Source organism: Streptomyces sp. NPDC047982 (assembly GCF_043204165.1).
GTDB lineage: Bacteria > Actinomycetota > Actinomycetes > Streptomycetales > Streptomycetaceae > Streptomyces.
In genome coordinates, this window is sequence record NZ_JBIDBS010000004.1 from 346,688 (window position 1) to 363,931 (window position 17,244).

Annotated in this window: 16 protein-coding genes; 4 read left to right on the forward strand and 12 right to left on the reverse strand. The window is 73.0% G+C overall.

Annotated features, from left to right (window positions below; translation table 11 throughout):
• Positions 1-34: 34 nt before the first annotated feature.
• The 6 genes from ACGF2V_RS07080 to ACGF2V_RS07105 form a co-directional block, all read right to left on the reverse strand.
• Positions 35-793, reverse strand: coding sequence for an endonuclease/exonuclease/phosphatase family protein (locus ACGF2V_RS07080; RefSeq protein WP_362626714.1), 759 nt, complete (start codon positions 791-793; stop codon positions 35-37).
• A 79-nt stretch (positions 794-872) separates the two neighbouring features.
• Positions 873-1,814, reverse strand: a complete 942-nt coding sequence (locus tag ACGF2V_RS07085; RefSeq protein WP_362628088.1) for an ROK family glucokinase — start codon at positions 1,812-1,814, stop codon at positions 873-875.
• Positions 1,815-1,888: 74 nt separating this feature from the next.
• On the reverse strand, positions 1,889-2,347 hold the full coding sequence (locus ACGF2V_RS07090) for a DUF5304 domain-containing protein (RefSeq protein ID WP_362703920.1): 459 nt from the start codon (positions 2,345-2,347) through the stop codon (positions 1,889-1,891).
• Positions 2,348-2,439: 92 nt separating this feature from the next.
• A complete protein-coding gene (locus ACGF2V_RS07095; RefSeq protein ID WP_362703922.1) occupies positions 2,440-3,789 on the reverse strand; it encodes an ArsA-related P-loop ATPase in 1,350 nt (449 codons plus the stop codon).
• A gap of 3 nt (positions 3,790-3,792) precedes the next feature.
• Positions 3,793-4,242: an SRPBCC family protein gene (locus tag ACGF2V_RS07100; protein ID WP_073788906.1), complete on the reverse strand. Its 450-nt coding sequence runs from the start codon at positions 4,240-4,242 to the stop codon at positions 3,793-3,795.
• Positions 4,243-4,418: 176 nt separating this feature from the next.
• Positions 4,419-5,225 carry a metallophosphoesterase gene (locus ACGF2V_RS07105; RefSeq protein ID WP_362628079.1) on the reverse strand — a complete coding sequence of 269 codons (807 nt, stop codon included), beginning with the start codon at positions 5,223-5,225 and terminating at the stop codon, positions 4,419-4,421.
• Positions 5,226-5,747: 522 nt separating this feature from the next.
• On the opposite strand from ACGF2V_RS07105, the gene ACGF2V_RS07110 reads away from it, so the two are divergent.
• The gene (locus tag ACGF2V_RS07110; RefSeq protein ID WP_362628076.1) at positions 5,748-7,544 is read left to right on the forward strand and encodes an AMP-dependent synthetase/ligase; all 1,797 of its coding nucleotides are present in this window, start codon (positions 5,748-5,750) and stop codon (positions 7,542-7,544) included.
• A gap of 90 nt (positions 7,545-7,634) precedes the next feature.
• Here ACGF2V_RS07110 and ACGF2V_RS07115 read toward each other — a convergent pair whose 3' ends face one another.
• Entirely contained in the window at positions 7,635-8,777 is a 1,143-nt protein-coding gene (locus ACGF2V_RS07115; RefSeq protein ID WP_362703925.1) for a glycosyltransferase family 4 protein, read from the reverse strand.
• Between the two features lie 155 nt (positions 8,778-8,932).
• Between ACGF2V_RS07115 and ACGF2V_RS07120 the strand changes: the two genes are divergently transcribed.
• A complete protein-coding gene (locus ACGF2V_RS07120) occupies positions 8,933-10,204 on the forward strand; it encodes a glycosyltransferase family 87 protein (protein ID WP_362703927.1) in 1,272 nt (423 codons plus the stop codon).
• Positions 10,205-10,264: 60 nt separating this feature from the next.
• Here ACGF2V_RS07120 and ACGF2V_RS07125 read toward each other — a convergent pair whose 3' ends face one another.
• From ACGF2V_RS07125 to ACGF2V_RS07145, 5 genes are all read right to left on the reverse strand, one after another.
• Positions 10,265-11,524, reverse strand: a complete 1,260-nt coding sequence (locus tag ACGF2V_RS07125) for a hypothetical protein (protein WP_362703929.1) — start codon at positions 11,522-11,524, stop codon at positions 10,265-10,267.
• A 49-nt stretch (positions 11,525-11,573) separates the two neighbouring features.
• Entirely contained in the window at positions 11,574-12,605 is a 1,032-nt protein-coding gene (locus ACGF2V_RS07130) for an NlpC/P60 family protein (RefSeq protein ID WP_362703932.1), read from the reverse strand.
• A 235-nt stretch (positions 12,606-12,840) separates the two neighbouring features.
• Positions 12,841-13,878 carry an NlpC/P60 family protein gene (locus ACGF2V_RS07135; RefSeq protein ID WP_362703935.1) on the reverse strand — a complete coding sequence of 346 codons (1,038 nt, stop codon included), beginning with the start codon at positions 13,876-13,878 and terminating at the stop codon, positions 12,841-12,843.
• Between the two features lie 281 nt (positions 13,879-14,159).
• Positions 14,160-15,524 carry an NYN domain-containing protein gene (locus tag ACGF2V_RS07140; RefSeq protein ID WP_362628093.1) on the reverse strand — a complete coding sequence of 455 codons (1,365 nt, stop codon included), beginning with the start codon at positions 15,522-15,524 and terminating at the stop codon, positions 14,160-14,162.
• Between the two features lie 42 nt (positions 15,525-15,566).
• Positions 15,567-15,809 (reverse strand): hypothetical protein, encoded by a 243-nt coding sequence (locus tag ACGF2V_RS07145; protein WP_073782241.1) that lies wholly within the window; start codon positions 15,807-15,809, stop codon positions 15,567-15,569.
• A gap of 162 nt (positions 15,810-15,971) precedes the next feature.
• Here ACGF2V_RS07145 and ACGF2V_RS07150 point away from each other — a divergent pair, with 162 nt between their 5' ends.
• A complete protein-coding gene (locus tag ACGF2V_RS07150) occupies positions 15,972-16,724 on the forward strand; it encodes a rhomboid family intramembrane serine protease (RefSeq protein WP_362628057.1) in 753 nt (250 codons plus the stop codon).
• Positions 16,721-17,002 carry an Lrp/AsnC family transcriptional regulator gene (locus ACGF2V_RS07155; protein WP_073782239.1) on the forward strand — a complete coding sequence of 94 codons (282 nt, stop codon included), beginning with the start codon at positions 16,721-16,723 and terminating at the stop codon, positions 17,000-17,002. Before ACGF2V_RS07150 ends, ACGF2V_RS07155 begins: the two co-directional genes overlap by 4 nt.
• The last annotated feature ends 242 nt before the right edge of the window (positions 17,003-17,244 follow it).

Genomic DNA, 17,244 nt, shown 5'->3' on the forward strand with positions numbered 1-17,244 from the left:
CGTTCCTCCCGGAGGTCGGGGCGTGGGCGGCGGGTCAGGGCCTGAGCGCGGGCACCCGTAGCGCCGCCAGTACCGGCAGATGGTCGGTGGCCGCCCGCAGGTCCGTGTCGGTGACGCCCGGCAGCCCGGCGGGGACGCCGCAGCCGAGCACCTCGATCCCCTCCGTCGCGAAGACCGCGTCGATGCGCTGCCGGGGGCCGTTCGACGGCGAGGTGTTCTCCTCGCCCCACGGCCGTACCGCCCAGCAGTCCTGGAGCCGCCCGGCCAGCCGTCGGAACGCGGCGCCGCCCGGGGTCTCGTTGACGTCCCCGGCCGCGATGGCGTGCTCCACGCCCATCGTGTCCAGCTGTTCCAGCACCATGCCCGCCTGTGCCAGGCGTTCGTCGGACCGCAGGCTCAGGTGGAAGCTGAGCAGACCGATCCGGGTGCCCGCGATCCGTACCACCGACGTGGCGAATCCCCTGCGGTGCAGACCCGGGGTCAGCGGCAGCAGGACATCCTCCGTGCGTTCCACGGTGGCCCTCAACGAGCAGAGCAGCAGCGGCCCGGCCGCCGTGGCGCCGCCGCCGAGCACGACCAGATCGGTACGGGCCGCGAGCCAGGCGGCGTGCTTGCGCCAGCGGAAGAAGCGCGGGGCCTCCTGGACGAGGAGGAGGTCGGGGGCGCAGGCGCCGATGACACGGGCCAGTGCCTCGCGGTCGTCGCGCATCGACCGGACGTTGTAGCCGAGCACCCTGATGACCGCCGAACCGTCCGGCTCGGTACGGGAGTCGGGCAGTGGCGTCACAACCATGGGCCCACGATACGCCGGACGCCCGTCGTGCCCCACGGGGCACGACGGGCGTCCGGCTCCGTACGGTGGCGGCGGTCCCTCAGCCCTGGCGGGCCAGGTCCGCCGCGCCCACCAGCCCCGCCTTGCCGCCCAGTCGGGCCGCGAGCACCTGGGCGTGCGGGCGCCACTGGCTGCCGATCAGCCAGCGGCGGAACGACTTGCGGATCGGGTCGAGGACCAGTTCGCCCTCGTCCGAGACACCGCCGCCGACGATGAACGCGGACGGGTCGAAGAGCGAGGCGAGGTCGGCGAGTCCGGCCCCGGCCCAGCGGGCCAGTTCGCGGAACGAGTCGATCGCCACCGGGTCGCCCTGCCGGGCGGCCTGGCTGATGTGCTGGCCCTCGATGCCGTCGATCGTGCCGTCGCCGAGCGACAGCAGGACCGCGGCGTTCTCGGGGGTGGCGTTGGCGCGCTGCCTGGCATACCGGACGAGGGCGCGGCCGGACGCGTACTGCTCCCAGCAGCCCTGGTTGCCGCAGCCGCAGAGCAGGCCGTCCGGCACGACCCGGATGTGGCCGAACTCGGCGGCCACGCCGAAGCGTCCGCGGCGCAGCTTGTTGCCGATGATGATGCCGCCGCCGAGGCCGGTGCCGAGCGTGATGCAGATGACGTCGTCGTGGCCCTGTCCGGCGCCGAAGCGGTACTCGCCCCAGGCGGCGGCGTTGGCGTCGTTCTCGACGACGACCGGGAGGCCGACGCGCTGTTCGACCTTGTCCTTCAGCGGCTCGTGGCGCCAGTCGATGTTCGGTGCGAACAGGACGGTGGCGCGCTTCTCGTCGACGTATCCGGCGGCGCCGATGCCGACCGCGTCGATGTGGTGTCCCTCGCTCGCGCCGGACACGGCGTCCGCGATCGCGTCCACGATGCCGCCGGCCGTCGGCGGGGTGGGCACCTTGAACGTCGAGAGGATGTGGCCCTCCTCGTCGACCACTCCAGCCGCGATCTTCGTGCCGCCGATGTCGACGCCGATGGTGAGTCCCATGAATCCCTCAGTTTCGGTCGAGCCCCGCTGGGGCCAACCGTACCCGAGCAGTGGACCCGGTCCTTCCGTGCAGGTCAGTCCAGGTCGATGTGCTCGCCGCCGGAGGCTCCCCCGTCGCGCGGGTCGGTGGGGTCGCCGGAACGCTCCTCGGTGCCGGGCCGCTCCCCCGCGTCCCGGGTCCAGCGGCGTTCCTGGCCCTCCACGGCGGAGCGGTAGGCGGCGAGGAGTTCACCGCCGGCCGCGGCGAGATGGTCGAAGACGTCCGGGTTGCGTTCGATGACGGGCTGCGCGGCGGACTTCGCCTGCTTGATGAGCTGCTGCACGGTGCCCTGTGCCGCCGGGCCCAGCAGCGGCGTCGGCAGGGACGAGAGCCGGTCGGCCACGGCATCGATCAGCTTGCGGAGCTCCTCGGCGGCGGTCCCGGGGCGCGGGCCGTGGTGGGCGCGGCGGCGGGCCTTCTCCGCTTCGAGGTCCTCGGCGCAGGCCCGTGCCCACGCGTCGTCGTCGACGGGACGATCGGTGGCTTCGCTCATGACGGACTCCTGCGACGTGGTTCGCCCGCGGTCGCGCGTACGGGACCGTGCGGGCAGGTATCACCGACGTTACCCGAACGGCGGGGCGCCGTTCAGTCCGTACGGGGCCACAGCCCGGGGTCGGGGGTGAATCTGACCCGGAGCACCCCGTCGGTGAGGGCGGCGCCGGAGACGGTGCAGCGGCGCAGTCCGGACTCCAGGGGGATGATCCGGCGGAACGGGCCGACGGTGAGCAGCAGTTCGTCGCCGCGGCGCACGAGTTGCAGGTCCGACTTGACGGCTCCGGGCAGCGGCAGGCACCAGACGAGGACGGGGTCGCCGTCGTCGGTCCGCGGGGCGGCCACGATCCGGGGGCCGGGCGGCCGGGTGTGCCTTTCGCCCGCGGCGGCCGGGTCGTCGGGGGCGGCCGGTTCCCCGGTCCGCCAGGGGTCCTCGACCCACCAGGGGTCATCGGCCCGGCCGGGGGCCGGTTCCTCCGGTGCGGCGGCGAGTCCGTCCCCCGTCCCGCGGCCCGCGGTGGTCGCCCCGGTGGGCGCGGTGGAGCGGGCCCGGTCGTCGAGGAGGGCGAGGTCGTCGAGGCCCCGGGGGTCGCGGCCGAGATGGGGCACCTCGCGCAGGGCCGTCGTGGGCGCCCATTCCTCGTACCAGTGGTCGACGGTCTTCGCCTGCTGCGCGGCTAGGTCCGCGAACCAGGGGTCGCCGGAGTGCCGGGGCAGGAGCCGGTTCACGGCGAGGGTGTCGACCCGCAGTCCGTGCAGGGCGAGGCCGGTGCGGGCGGTGCGCAAGGCGTCCTCGGCGGCCGGTCCCGGCTCGGCGACCAGCCGCAGCGTGGTGGCGCGGTCCTCGATCAGGGCCTGGACGGCTGCCAGTTCGGCGTCCTTGCGAGCAGCGGCCTCGTACAGCCACTGGGCGGGCATGGGCACACCGGCGAGCTGGGCGAGCATGGGGCGCAGGGCTCGTGCGGCCTGGCGTTCCGGGGGCAGCAGCCGACGCAGATAGCGGCGCAGTTGTTCGGGGAGGGCGAGGACGGCGAGTGCCTCGCGCAACGGCGGCAGGTCGACGACGAGGAGGTCGAAGCGGCCGTCCGCCCAGTCGCCCCCGGCGGCGCGGCGCAGCGCGTGCAGCAGGGCGAGCTGGGTGCTGCCGGGGAGTTCGGTGAGTTCCTCGCCGTCCATCCGGTGCCCGCCGAGCAGGTCGAGCACGCCGGAGGCCCGGTCCTGGAGCGCGAGGAGCTCGCCGCGGAAGTGCTCGCCGGAGTCGATGCGGGCGGACCACAGGCCGTCGGTGACCTCGGTGGGTTCCGTGCCGTCGGGGAAGCCGGGTATGGGGTCGGCGGAGAGCAGCAGGGCGCGGCGGCCCCGGCGGGCGGTGGCCAGGGCGGTCGCCGCCGCGACGGTGGTACGGCCCGCGCCGCCGGGTCCGGTGACGAGAACCGTACGCACCGGTCAGCCCTTCGGTACGGACTCGACGCGCTTCTTCAGACCGGCCAGGGCCCGGTCGATGATGACCTTCTCGGCCTTGCGCTTGATCATGCCGAGCATCGGGATCTTGACGTCGACGGTCAGCCGGTAGGTGACCTCCGTGCGGTCGCCGTCGCCGAGCGGGGCGAGCGCGTAGGTGCCGTCGAGGGCGCGCAGCATCTGCGACTTGACGAGCGTCCAGCTGACCTCGCGGTCGCCGGTCCAGGTGTACGCCAGGGTGTGGTCGTCCTTGATCGCCCCGGCGTCGAGGACGAGGCGGACCTTCTCGGCGCGGCCCCGGTCGTCGGTGGCGAGGACCTCCGCCTCCTTGACCTCGCCGGTCCACTCCGGATAGCGGGCGAAGTCGGCGATCACTCCCATGACGTCGGCCGGCGCCGCCTCGATCGTGATCGTCGAGCTGGTGTGTTCAGCCATCGCCGTGGCTCCTCCAGTGCGGTGTGACCGGTGCGTCGGCAGATGCCTGCCGCCAGAAGGCTATCGCGTGCCCGCGGTGGTCCGTCCCAGGGTCCGGCGCGTCCCAGGGTCCGGCGCGGCGGCCGGTGGGAGCGGGCGTCGGGGCGGGGTCCGTGCCGGGACCGGCGGCGGGTCCGTCACCACTCCAGGGCCCAGGGCCTGCCGGTGGAGGCGAAGTGGCCGACGTTCACGCACTCGGTGGCGCCGATCCGCATCCGGCGGACCAGGGGCTGGTGGACGTGGCCGAACAGCGCGTAGCGGGGGCGGGTCGCGCGGATGGCGTCGAGCAGGGCTCGGCTGCCGCGTTCGAAGCGGCGCGCCACCGTGTCGTAGGTCAGTTCCGGCACGTCGGGCGGGATGTGGGTGCAGAGCACGTCGACCGTGCCGACCGCCTCGATCTTGGCCGCGTACTCCTCGTCGTCGATCTCGTACGGGGTGCGCATCGGGGACCTCAGTCCGCCGCCGACGAACCCGAACACCCGGCCGCCGATCTCGACGCGTCCGCCGTCGACGACCGTGGTGCCCGGGCGGGCGTACTCGGCCCACAGTCCGGGGATGTCGACGTTGCCGTAGGTGGCGTACGTCGGGGTGGGGAAGGCCGCGAAGAGTTGCGCGTACTGCTTGCGCACGGCCGAGACGATCGCGGCGTCGCGGTCCATGCCCGCCCAGAGGCGGCGACCGAACTCCCGGGCCTCCTCGAAGCGGCGGGCGGTGCGCAGGGCGACGAGCCGGTCGGTGTTCTCCGCGCCGAAGAGGTCGGGGAAGATGCCGCGCGAGTGGTCGGCGTAGTCGAGGAAGAGGACCAGGTCGCCCAGGCAGATCAGGGCGTCGGCGCCTTCCCCGGCACGGGCCAGTGCCTCGGCGTTGCCGTGCACGTCACTGACCACGTGGAGGCGCGTGCGCCGTCCGGCGGGGCTGACTCGGGCGTCCGGTGCGGCGGGCATGACGGCCAGCCTAGTGCCGTGACCGGCAAGGTCGGCCCGCAAGGAGCGTCGTTTGGTGCGTGCGACCGCGAGGCGGCCGGAAACGCTCGGACGGGGTCTTCCCTGCTCGAGCGAAGTCGCGAACTCGGGGAAGGGCTGCGCGGGCCTGCGGCCGATGCCGCGAGCAAGGGGGGCTCCCTGCTCGAACGAAGCCGAGAGCTCGGGGAAGTGCCGGGCGGCGCGACGGGGCACACGGTGCCGGGAGGGGCACGAGAACCCCGTCGGCGACCGGGACGGGGGCCGCCGGACCTGCGACGGACCCGGCCGGTGGCGCGCCGTGGGCTACTGTGCGCGCAAGGATCACCATCGTGTGTGACGCATAAGACATTGGCCCGAACCCTCTATCGAGAACTGAGTACTGGTGGGTAACGTCCGGGCAGTCCAGTCGTGCTCACTTCACAGCATGAGCATCTGCCTATCTTGGACCGCGGCCGGTGCGTCACACAGAGCCGTGACACCGGAGCCCGATGAGGAGCAGCAGTCTTGCGCGAGTTCAGCCTTCCGGCCCTGTACGAGGTCCCCTCGGACGGCAACCTGACGGATCTCATCCGCCGCAATGCCGCTCAGCATCCCGATGTCGCGGTGATGAGCCGCAAGGTGGGGGGCGTGTGGACCGATGTCGACGCCAGGCAGTTCCTCGCCGAGGTCAGGGGGGTGGCCAAGGGGCTGATCGCGGCGGGCGTCGAGGCGGGCGACCGCGTGGCCCTGCTGTCGCGCACCCGTTACGAGTGGGTGCTGCTGGACTTCGCGATCTGGAGCGCGGGCGCGGTCACCGTCCCGGTGTACGAGACGAGCTCGCCCGAGCAGATCCAGTGGATCCTCGGTGACTCCGGGGCCACCCTGTGCGTCGTGGAGTCCGCGGCGCACCAGGCGTCCGTGGAGTCGGTCCGGGCGGATCTTCCCGCCCTGAAGGGGGTCTGGCAGATCGAGGCGGACGCGATCGCCCGGCTGACGGAGACGGGCTCCGGCATCCCGGACGAGACCGTGGACGCGCGGATGGCGAGCGCCAGGGCGGACGACCCGGCCACCATCGTCTACACCTCGGGCACGACCGGCCGCCCCAAGGGCTGTGTGCTCACGCACCGCAGCTTCTTCGCGGAGTGCGGAAACGTGGTGGAGCGGCTGAAGCCCCTCTTCCGTACCGGCTCGTGCTCGGTGCTGCTCTTCCTGCCCGCCGCGCACGTCTTCGGGCGGCTGGTCGAGGTGGCCTCCGTGATGGCTCCGCTCAGGCTGGGCTGCGTACCGGACATCAAGCACCTCACCGATGAACTGGCCTCGTTCCGACCGACGTTGATCCTCGGCGTGCCGCGCGTCTTCGAGAAGGTCTACAACGGGGCGCGGGCCAAGGCGCAGGCCGACGGCAAGGGCGCGATCTTCGACCGGGCCGCGAACACGGCCATCGCGTACAGCCGTGCGCTGAACACTCCGCAGGGCCCGTCCCTGGGACTGCGCCTGAGGCACAAGCTGTTCGACAAGCTGGTCTACAGCAAGCTGCGCGCGGTGCTGGGAGGACGCGGCGAGTACGCGATCTCCGGCGGCGCGCCGCTGGGCGAGCGGCTGGGCCACTTCTTCCGGGGCATCGGCTTCACCGTCCTGGAGGGGTACGGCCTGACCGAGACCTGCGCGGCCACCGCCTTCAACCCGTGGGACCGGCAGAAGATCGGTACGGTCGGCCAGCCGCTGCCCGGCTCGGTCGTCCGGATCGCCGACGACGGCGAGGTGCTGCTGCACGGCGAGCACCTGTTCACCGGCTACTGGAACAACGAGGCGGCCACGGCCGAAGCGCTGGCCGACGGCTGGTTCCACACGGGCGACCTCGGCACGCTCGACGAGGACGGCTATCTCACGATCACCGGCCGCAAGAAGGAGATCATCGTCACCGCGGGCGGCAAGAACGTCGCTCCCGCCGTGATCGAGGACCGTATCCGCGGGCATGCCCTGGTCGCCGAGTGCATGGTGGTCGGCGACGGGCGGCCGTTCGTCGGCGCGCTGATCACCCTGGACGAGGAGTTCCTGCGCCGGTGGGCCGAGGAGCACGGCAGGCCGGCCGGGGCGACGGCCGCTTCGCTGCGCGAGGACCCGGAGCTGCTGGCCGAGGTGCAGCGGGCGGTGGACGACGGGAACGCCGCGGTGTCCAAGGCGGAGTCGGTCCGCAAGTTCCGCATCCTGTCCTCCCAGTTCACCGAGGAGGCGGGACACATCACGCCGTCGCTGAAGCTGAAGCGGAGCGTGGTGGCGAAGGACTACGCGGACGAGATCGAGGCGATCTACCAGCGCTGACCGCACGCGCGGCGGACGTGCGCGCCGTCAGAGCACGGGAACGGGCCCGCACCCTGGTCGGTGCGGGCCCGTTCCCGTGCGCGGACGGCGTCAGAGCAGCGCCTTGAGCCGCTCGGCCAGCAGGTCCCAGCGCCATTTCTCCTCGACCCAGGCCCGTCCCCGCTCCCCCATCCGGCGCCGCAGCTCCGGGTCGTGCAGCAGGGTGACGATCCGGTCGGCGGTCTCCTCGACGGAGCCACCGCGCACCACCCACCCGGTCTCGCCGTCGAGCACGGCGTCCGGCGCGCCGCCCGAGTCGCCCGCGACGACCGGCAGCCCGGTCGCGGACGCCTCCAGGAACACGATGCCGAGGCCCTCCACGTCGAGGCCGCCGCGCCGGGTGCGGCACGGCATGGCGAAGACGTCGCCCGCGCCGTAGTGGGCGGGCAGTTCCTCCCAGGGCACGGGCCCGGTGAAGCGCACCGCCGCCTCGACCCCCGTCTCCCCGGCCAGTCGCCTCAGGTCCTCGGCGTACGGTCCGCCGCCGACGATCAGGAGGACCGCGTCCGGGACCCGCTCCAGGATCGTGGGCATCGCCCGGATCAGTGTGTCCTGGCCCTTGCGCGGCACGAGCCGTGACACACACACGACGACGGGCCGGTCGGCGAGCCCGAGCCGCTCCCTGACCAGGTCCCCGCCGGAGCCCGGGTGGAAGGTCTTCTCGTCGACGCCTGGCGGCAGTTGGACCATCCGGCCGGCCGCCGCGGGGCTGAGCGCCGAGGCGATCCGGGAGCGGGTGTACTCCCCGAGGTACGTGAGGGTGTCGGTACCGTCGCCGATCCGCCGCAGCAACTGCCGGGCCGCGGGCAACTGGGCCCAGCCGGCCTCGTGCCCGTGCGTGGTGGCGACCAGGCGGCGGGCCCCGGCCCTGCGCAGCGCCGGGGCCATCAGCCCGAGCGGGGCGGCGGCGCCGAACCATACGGACGCGCAGCCGTGTTCGCGCAGCAGCCGCACCGCGCGCCGGGTGACCCGGGGTGTGGGCAGCAGCATCGTCGTGGGGTCGCGGACCACGGTGAACGGCTGCTCGGCGTCGAACGCGGCGGTGGCCGCGACGCCTTCGGAGGTCCGCTTCCAGGTGGAGGCGTACACGACGACCCGCTCGGGCTCCAGCCGCAGGGCCATGTTGTGCAGGAACGCCTGGATGCCGCCGGGGCGCGGCGGGAAGTCGTTGGTCACGATCAGGGTCTTGTCCATCGCGGCCGACAGTACCGGGCGGGTGTCCGTGATGGCCGACGCAGGGGGTCGACGGGCATGATGACCCCTCGTAACCGCGCGTGTCCGCTTCTCTCCGCGTCGTCCGGGTCGTACGGGGGACCGCGCCCGCGCACGAACGGAACGGATGAGCTGCCATGACGGGATCGACCGGGGCGCGGCTCGCTCCCGCGGTATGGGCTCTCACGAGGGTCGCGCTGCTGCTCTGCGTCACGAAGGTGATCAACCTGCCCGGGCCGGACGTGACCGGCGATGTCTCGGTGATCTACCAGGGCTGGTCGGAGGTGCTGCGCTCGGGTACGTATCCGCGGTCGGACGTGACCTGGCAGTATCCGCCGCTCGCCGCGCTCGCGGTGCTCTCCCCCGCCCTGCTCCCCTTCCTCGACTACACCTCGGCCTTCTTCGTCCTCGTGCTCCTGTGCGACGGGCTGGTACTGGCGCTGCTGCTGCGCGCGGGGCGCGGAAGGGGCCGGTCGGCGGCGGGGGCCTGGGCTTGGGTGGCCGGGGTGCCGCTGCTCGGTACGACCGCGTACGCCCGCTACGACCTGATGGTGACGGCGGTGGCGGTGGCGGCGCTGCTGGCGGGGGTGCGGCACCCGCGGGTGCTGGGGGTGTTGGCCGCGGCCGGGGCGCTGCTGAAGGTGTGGCCTGCGCTGATCCTGGCGGGCACCGCGCCCGGCTCCCGGACGCGCCGGGCGTGGACGGCCGCGGCTCTGACGGCGGCCGGGCTCGCGCTGGGGTGCGCGCTGGCGCTCCCCGGGGCGTTCGCCTTCCTCGGCCACCAGCGCGACCGGGGCACCGAGGTCGAGTCGCTGGGGGCACTGGTGTTCCATGTGGCGCGGTGGTTCGGCTGGCCGGGACGGGTGGAACTGCACTACGGCTCGCTGGAGTTCCTGGGGCCGGGGGTGGAGCTGGTGAGCACGCTCGCCCTGGGGCTGTCCGTCCTCGCCCTCGGCTGGCTGCTGGTGTGGCGGCTGCGTGCCCGTACGTTCCGGGCGAGCACCCCGGCCGACGCCGCGTTCACGGCGGTCCTGCTGTTCACGGCCACGAGCCGGGTGATCAGCCCCCAGTACATGCTGTGGCTCGTCGGCCTGGCGGCGGTCTGCCTGGTCTTCCGGGACAGCGGGATGGGGCTGTCGGCCGGGCTGGTGCTGCTCGCCACCGGCGTGACGCAGGCGGAGTTCCCGCTCGGCTTCGACCATGTGACGGCCAGTGACGCGAGGGGCGTGACGCTGATGTTCCTGCGCAACGGCCTGCTGGTCGCGGCGACGCTGATCGCCTGCCGCCGGCTGTGGCGGCGCACGGTGCCCGGGGCTCCCGGGGCCTTGGGCGAGGACGGCGGGGACGGGGACCTGCTCGCGGCGGGCCGCCGTCGCGACGCCCGGGAATCGGAGCGCGCCGGTTCCTGAGCCCGTGCCCAGCAATCCGCGCCCGGCGATCCGTCTCAGGTGCGGTCTGTTCGCCCGCGTTCAGCCGAGTCGTGCGCGCAGGTGCTCCCGCCAGCGCGCGGTGAACTCCGCGGGAGTGCTGGAGAGCACCTCCCGCAGGGCCCGTTCCACCGCCCCGTCGCGCTCCCGCTGCCCCGCGACGGCCCGGTAGAACGCGGACAGCTTCCGCTCGCCCCACGTGTCGGCGATCAGCTCGCAGGCCAGCAAGCCGCCCTCGTACGCCTTCGCCAGCCGCGCCTCGTCGCCCGCGAAGCCGAAGTCCTCGTCGGACGGGAGCGCGTCGGGCACCTCCCCGCGCCGGACCGCGGCGGTCAGTGCGGGCGCGGCCTGTGCGGCGGTGTAGTGCTCGGCGCGGTAGGCCACCCGGTCCGCGAAGCCCTCGGAGAGCCAGGCCGGGGTGGCGCCGGTGGTGCGGGCCCGGGTGGCGACATGGGTGATCTCGTGGGTGAGGACGACCCGTTGCCCGAACGCGCCGAGCGTGCCGTACGCCTGCGGATTGACGATCACCCGGTCCGCGGGGGCACCGTCCGGGCCGCCGGGCCGCGCGGTGGTGACGGCCGCCATGCCCCGGTAGTCCGCGGCGGGCGCGCCCAGCAGCCCCGCCATGTCCTCCACGGTGTGCGGCACGAGCACCAGAACCCGGCCGGGCCAGCGTTCCGGCCAGGCGTCGGAGACCGCGGGCACCGCCCGGTCGGCGGTCCGGGCGATCGCGCGCAGTTGGTGCCCGGTGCGGCCGACGCCCAGGACGAGGCTGTGCGTGCCGCGCACCACCCGGACCCGCCCCTGCTGCCAGAGCAGGCCGCCGCCGTCCCCGCCCGGCCGGTCGGCGGTGAGGTACCAGCGGCCGTCCGGCCCGCCCCGGCGCAGGTCGAGCACCCGGTCCGCGGTGGCCGGGGCACGGTCGTACCCCTTGATCCGGTAGCTGAGCCGGACGTGCGCGGTGAGGTGACCGGCGCCCCGTCCGGTCAGTTCCGTGACCCGGTACGTCCAGGAGTCCAGCGGCACATCGGCGAGGTTGTCCAGCTCACGGCGCTGGGCCGCGCGCAGCCCGACGGCGCGGGGGTCGACGAAGGCCACGTAGGCGTCCGCGTCATGGGCCGTCACGGCGGCGGCGCGGCGGTCGAGGAGGGCACGCACGGAGCGGGCGACGGCACCCAGTACGGGTCCGTCGGAACCGCGGCCGGGGTCGTCGCAGGCCGCGCAGCCGGACAGGAGCAGCGCCCAGGCGAGCAGCGCCCCCGCCGCGCGCCGCCCACCGCCCCGTCCTCGTCGCCGGCTCACCCGGTCGAGGGTACGGGCCGGGCCCGGGCGGCCGGGCCCGGACGGCCGGTCAGACGCGGGTGACCGAGGAGACCGGCATCATGCCGACGGGGTCGTACCGCACCGGGGCGCCGGGGTAGGGGGCGTGGATGACCTGGCCGTTGCCCACGTACATGCCGATGTGGCTGGCGTCGGCGCGGTACGCGACCAGGTCCCCGGGGCGTGCCTGGGACAGCGACACCGTGTGTCCCGCATGCCGCTGGGCCTGCGAGGTGCGCGGCAGGCTGACACCGGCCCGGGCGTACGCCCACTGCATGAGTCCGGAGCAGTCGAAGCCGTCGGGTCCGTTGGCCCCCCAGACGTAGGGCTTGCCCAGGGCCTGTTGGACCGCCATGACGGCGACGGCCGCCCGTGCGGAGCCGGGCGGCAGTCCGGCCGCCGTCACGAACACGTCCTCGCGGCCGGAACGGGAGGCGCGGGCGAAGTCCGCCCGGTCGGCTCCGGACAGCGTGTCCAGCAGTCGCTCGGCCTGGGCGAGTTTGCGCTCGACGGTCCGTTTGTGGCGGGCGGCGGCCTCGCGGTTGCGTTCCAGTTCGGCCAGGGCCCCGGTGGCCTCCGCACGGGTCTGTTCGAGGGAGCGCCGGGTCTGCCGGAACTCCCGCACCTCGGCGACTTGACGTTCCGTCAGGCGTTCCAGGGCGGCGGCCCGTTCGAGGTAGCTGCCCGGGTCGCAGGAGAGCAGCAGGGCGAGCGAGGGGTCCACACCGCCGGAGCGGTACTGCGCGGTGGCCAGCGAACCGAGCGACTCGCTCATCCGGTTGAGGTGTTCCTGCCCCCGGGCCGCCCGGTCGCGCGCCCGGTTCACCTCGTCGCGCAGCCGGTCGGCGTTCTCCCCGGCCCTGTCGTACTGCTCGGTGGCGCGCTCGGCCTCGACGTACAGCCGGTCGATCCGGGCCTTCACGCTCCGGGGCGTGTCCTGCGGGTCGGCGTTCGCGGTGGCCGCCCCGAGCGTGGCGGCGGCGGTCGCCGCCGCGGCGGACAGAACAGTGGCCCTGGCACCCCGGTTGAGGCCGGGCTGTGTGGAACGGCGATGGGACACCACAGGACGCCGCGCTCCCTTCCGCTGTACGCAGATGTGCGCGGCCCCTGCCGCCCGGACGGGCGGACCGACGACGGGAGCCGCACAGCAGGCAGACAGTAGTCGTACGGCTACGGAGCGACCAAGGACCTCGATGGACGGGCCTGCGGCAAAAACGCGGACGCCCCGCCGGTGACCTGTGGTCTCCGGCGGGGCGGACGATCGTGCGGGGCGCGGGAATTCGCCCGTTCGGGCGTCGTCAGGCGACGCGCACGCCGAACTGGAAGCTGCCCATGGTGTTCATCGACTCGTAGCGGACGGACGTGCCCGGGTACGGGGCGTGCAGGACGGTGTTGTTGCCCGCGTAGAGGCCCACGTGCGAGGTGTTGTTGAAGAAGACCAGGTCGCCCGGCTTCAGCGCGCTGCGCCCGATCCGGGGGCCGTCGTTGACCTGCGTGTACGTGACCCGGGAGATGGAGACATTGGCCTGGGCGTAGGCCCACTGGGTCAGCCCGGAGCAGTCGAACGAGTTGGGGCCGGTGCCGCCGGAGCGGTACGGCTTGCCGATCTGGGTGGCCGCGGCGCTCAGGGCGGCCGCACCGCGGGCGGACGCGGGGGCCTCGTTGCCGAGGTCGCCCCGGTCGACGGAGGCGCGGTCGGCGCGGCTGGAGCGCTGTTCGGCCTCCTGCATCTTCGCGCGCTCGGCGGCGGTCAGCGTGTTGAGCAGCTGGCGCGCCTTGGTGAGCCTGGCCTGGAGCTGCTTCTTCTTCTCCCCCATCACCTTGCGGGCGTCCGCGAGGTCACCCAGCTTGTCCTGGGCCTCCTTGCGCTCCTGGGCGAGGGACCGCTGCTTCTCCTGGATCTTCTTGAGAGCCTCGGCCTGCTTGGCCGTCAACTGGCCGAGCGCCGACGCCTCGTCGAGGAAGGTGTCCGGGTCCGAGGAGAGGAAGAGCTGCACCGACGGGTCGAGGCCGCCGGAGCGGTACTGCGCGGCGGCGAGCGAACCGAGGCCGCTGCGCAGGTTGTTGATCTCCTCCTGACCGCGGGCCACCTTGTCCTGCAGCGCGCTGACTTCCTTCTCCAGCTTCTGCTGCTTCTCCTTGGCGCCGTAGTACTGCTCGTTGGCCTCGCCGGCCTCGTGGCCGAGCTTTTCGATCTCCGCCTTGACCTCGTTCTTGGAGGGCTTGGGGTCGGCCTGGGCCGCCTGGGAGGACAGGGCCACGGCTGCGGCGGCGGTCGCGGTGAGCACGGTCACACGGGCGCGGCTCGGCTGCTTGGGACGACGGTGGGACGCCACGAAGGCGATCTCCTTCTTCCTCCGGCCGCCTACCGGGCTGTGGGGGGGCTCGGGTCCCCGGCTCCGTGCACGTCACGGACTCGGCGGGTCCTTCGCCGTCACCCCGGATGGGTGATCAACCGAGCGAAGGTTCGAGGGTGACCCTAGTGACCAACTTGTGATCAGTTCAAATCCTCAACGGAAAAATCTCACCACAGCAGGCACTTCTTTACCCATATCACACAGGCCGTAGTGAGGGCCTGACGGTCCGTTCCCTGAAATCCGGCGAGTCGCGACAACCGTCATGAGACGCGCGAAAGACGCTTCAGGAGCAAGGCGGACGCGACGGGTCGGGCGCCCGCCTTCGCCACCCCGTCGGCGACCTCTCGGTCGGTGGAGACCACCACGACCGGGCGTCCCGGCGGTTCGGCACGGGCCAGTTGGCGGATCAGCTCGTCCGCGGTCACGCCCGGCTTGCTGAACAGCACGCGGACGCCGCGCGGCGGCGCGAGCAGCACCGGGGCGGCGAGTTCGGCCCCGTCGAAGACACAGGTCATTTCCGCGCCGGTCTGCGCGGCGAGCACCGCGAGACCACCGAGCAGCCGCAACCGCTGCTTCTCCAACGGCAGTTGCGGGTAGCCGGTCTTGGTGACGTTGTAGCCGTCCACGATCAGGTGCGCCTGCGGCAGCGCGAGCAGTTGGTCGAGCAGGGCCGGATCGTTCTCCGAAAGCGCCCTGGCGGCAATGTCCTTGGGCGACATCCGGCCGGGTTCGACCGCGTCGACCCCGTCCGCCGGGCGGATCGAGGCCGGGGGCAGGGCCAGTTCACGGCGCAGCCCCCGGGCCGCGTCGAGCACCGTGTCCAACAGCAGCCGCAGTCGCATGTCCTCGACCGAGCGGCCCTCCCGCGCGGCCCTGCGGCCCGCCTCGACGGATGCCTCGGCCTCGCCGAGCCGCGCCTTGAGCCGGCGGGCCTCGCTCTCCGCCGCCGAGACCTGGGCAGCCGCCTCGGCGCGTACGACGTCGGCCTCGGCCCGGCTGCGGCGCAGCGCGGCCTCGCCGCGCCTGACGTCGTTGACCGCGCTGCGCAGCTTGCGCTGGAGGGACTCGGCCTCCTTGCGGGCGGCGTCCAGTTCGGCGCGCAGCCGTTCCGTCTCGCTCTTCGTCTGAGCCCGGGCCTGGGCGAGCTCCTCGCGCAGCCGTTCCAGCTCGCGGCGGCTCGCCTCGTCGGCGCGCTCGGCCTCGGCGCGCTGGACCTCCTCGCCCGCGGCGGCGACCAGCTTCACCCAGCCTGCCGGACGCAGCACGTAGGCGGCCGCGGCGACGTCGACGGGATCGGCGGCGGCGGGCGGCGAACCGGACTCCAGGGCAGCGGCCAGCTCCGGCTGCTGCTCCCCGAGCCGTTCACCGATACGCTGCCGGAACAGCGCGTCGCTCTCCAGCGCCGCCGCCATCGCGTTCCCGGCGAACTTGGCACGCCGGGTCGGTGTGAAGCGGGCGTACTGTCTCAGCGCGGCCGGGAGTTCGCCGACGGTCAGGCCACCGAATGCGTCCGAGACCAGCGCGACGACCCGCCGCCGCACACCTTCGGGCAGCGGGCGGTCGAGCGCCTCGACAGCGCCGTCGGCCGCCTCGGCCGGTTCGGCGCCGCTTGCGGGCTGCTCCACCATCCGTCACCCCAAAATCGATTGTCTGTACGCGCGGCTCCGTCAGGAGTCGGCACCCGGCCTGGCGACCAGTTCGATCTGATCCACCGCGTTGCACCAACGGCAACGCACCGACTCGATGGTCTCACTGACCACCTCACGCTCCTCGACGGTGGCCTCCCCAGCCAGGTCGAGGTGCACGTACTCGACGACCTTGGAGGAGCGCGTCACATCGAAACGCGTGAGGTTTCCGCACAGCGTGCAGCGCCAGCGGGTCCCGTCGGTCGGCTGCGGAACCGTCGTCATCGTTGCGTCCTCTTTCGTCGAGCCTCGTGCCGTCTGCTTCAAGGATCTCGCGGTGCGCCGTCGAACTGCGGATGTCCCCCGGTAACCCTACGGCTTCCCCGCGTCCGCCCGACACGGCGAGGCGGTCTGTCCCGTTCCCTCCGCTTGCGTCATGCTCTGTTCATGATCGATCTGCGAGGTGCGGCCGGCAGGCTGACCAGCGAACTCCTACGGACGGTCACCTCCCGCGGACCGCTGGTCACCCACACCCTGATCGCGGTGTGCTGCCTGATCTTCGTGTTCGGCCCGCTCTCCGGTCTCCGCCCGCCCCAGGGCACCGCCGATGCCGCGCTCGCCGCACAGGCCGGCTACTTCGAACGCTGGGGGGTGATCCCGAACGAGCTGTGGAACGGTTCCGGCCGCGTCCTGCTCACCCCGCTCACCGCCCTCTTCGTGCACGGAAGCTGGCTGCATCTGCTCGGGAACATGCTGTTCCTGTACGTTTTCGGGGCGATGGCCGAGGAACGCATGGGCCGCGCCGAGTTCACCCTCTTCTACGTCGTCTGCGGCTATCTCGCGCTGGTCGCCTACGCCGCCGCGCACGCCACGTCCGACCAGACGCTGGTCGGCGCGTCGGGGGCCATCTCGGCGGTGCTGGGGGCCTTCCTCTACCTGTTCCCCAGGGCCCGGGTCACCAGCCTGTTCCCGTTCCTCTTCTTCCTGCCGCTGCGCTTCCCCGCGTGGATCGTGCTGATCTTCTGGTTCGTCCTGCAGTGGCTGGCGGTCCGGAACTCCGGCGACGGCGGGCCCGGGGTGGCCTATCTGGCCCACGTGGTCGGCTTCGCCCTCGGCTTCGTCTACGCCTGGGGACGCTACCGGCGTGCGGATAGAGTGAAGGCCCCAGAAGCGGCCACCGAGGGAGAGAACCAGCCGTGATCAGCGCGATCGTGCTCATCAAGACCAGCGTGGACCGGATTCCCGAGATCGCCGAGGCCATCGCCGCACTGGACAACGTCAGCGAGGTCTTCTCCGTCACCGGCACCTACGACCTGATCGCCATGGTCCGGGTGGCCCGGCACGACGACCTGGCGGACGTGATCCCCGGCCGGATCAGCAAGATCCCCGGCGTCGAGGCCACCGACACGCACGTGGCCTTCCGCACGTACTCGCAGCACGACCTGGAGGCCGCCTTCAACATCGGCCTCGACGCCTAAGGGCTGTCCCGTAATCCCTGGTGTAGCAGCGCGCGGCGTCGGATGCGGTGCATCGCAAGGCGGAGGGGCGCCCGCATACTGGACGTATGTGGGCGTTCCGACAACGCGGCGAGGCGCCGTAGCTGTCGTCGTGCGCCCGCCAGGGAGTACGGGACAGCCCTCAGTGCCGCATCAGGCGGCGTTTGCCCCCGTCGCGAGCCGGTGAACCCTTCCGGTCACGGCACCGGCGTCCGCCGCCCGGC

Bases quoted from the DNA above. Each gene is read 5' to 3' on its own strand.
- ACGF2V_RS07080 (WP_362626714.1), bottom strand. From the start codon at position 793: ATGGTTGTGACGCCACTGCCCGACTCCCGTACCGAGCCGGACGGTTCG.
- ACGF2V_RS07085 (WP_362628088.1), bottom strand. From the start codon at position 1,814: ATGGGACTCACCATCGGCGTCGACATCGGCGGCACGAAGATCGCGGCT.
- ACGF2V_RS07090 (WP_362703920.1), bottom strand. From the start codon at position 2,347: ATGAGCGAAGCCACCGATCGTCCCGTCGACGACGACGCGTGGGCACGG.
- ACGF2V_RS07100 (WP_073788906.1), bottom strand. From the start codon at position 4,242: ATGGCTGAACACACCAGCTCGACGATCACGATCGAGGCGGCGCCGGCC.
- ACGF2V_RS07105 (WP_362628079.1), bottom strand. From the start codon at position 5,225: ATGCCCGCCGCACCGGACGCCCGAGTCAGCCCCGCCGGACGGCGCACG.
- ACGF2V_RS07115 (WP_362703925.1), bottom strand. From the start codon at position 8,777: ATGGACAAGACCCTGATCGTGACCAACGACTTCCCGCCGCGCCCCGGC.
- ACGF2V_RS07120 (WP_362703927.1), top strand. From the start codon at position 8,933: ATGACGGGATCGACCGGGGCGCGGCTCGCTCCCGCGGTATGGGCTCTC.
- ACGF2V_RS07145 (WP_073782241.1), bottom strand. From the start codon at position 15,809: ATGACGACGGTTCCGCAGCCGACCGACGGGACCCGCTGGCGCTGCACG.
- ACGF2V_RS07150 (WP_362628057.1), top strand. From the start codon at position 15,972: ATGATCGATCTGCGAGGTGCGGCCGGCAGGCTGACCAGCGAACTCCTA.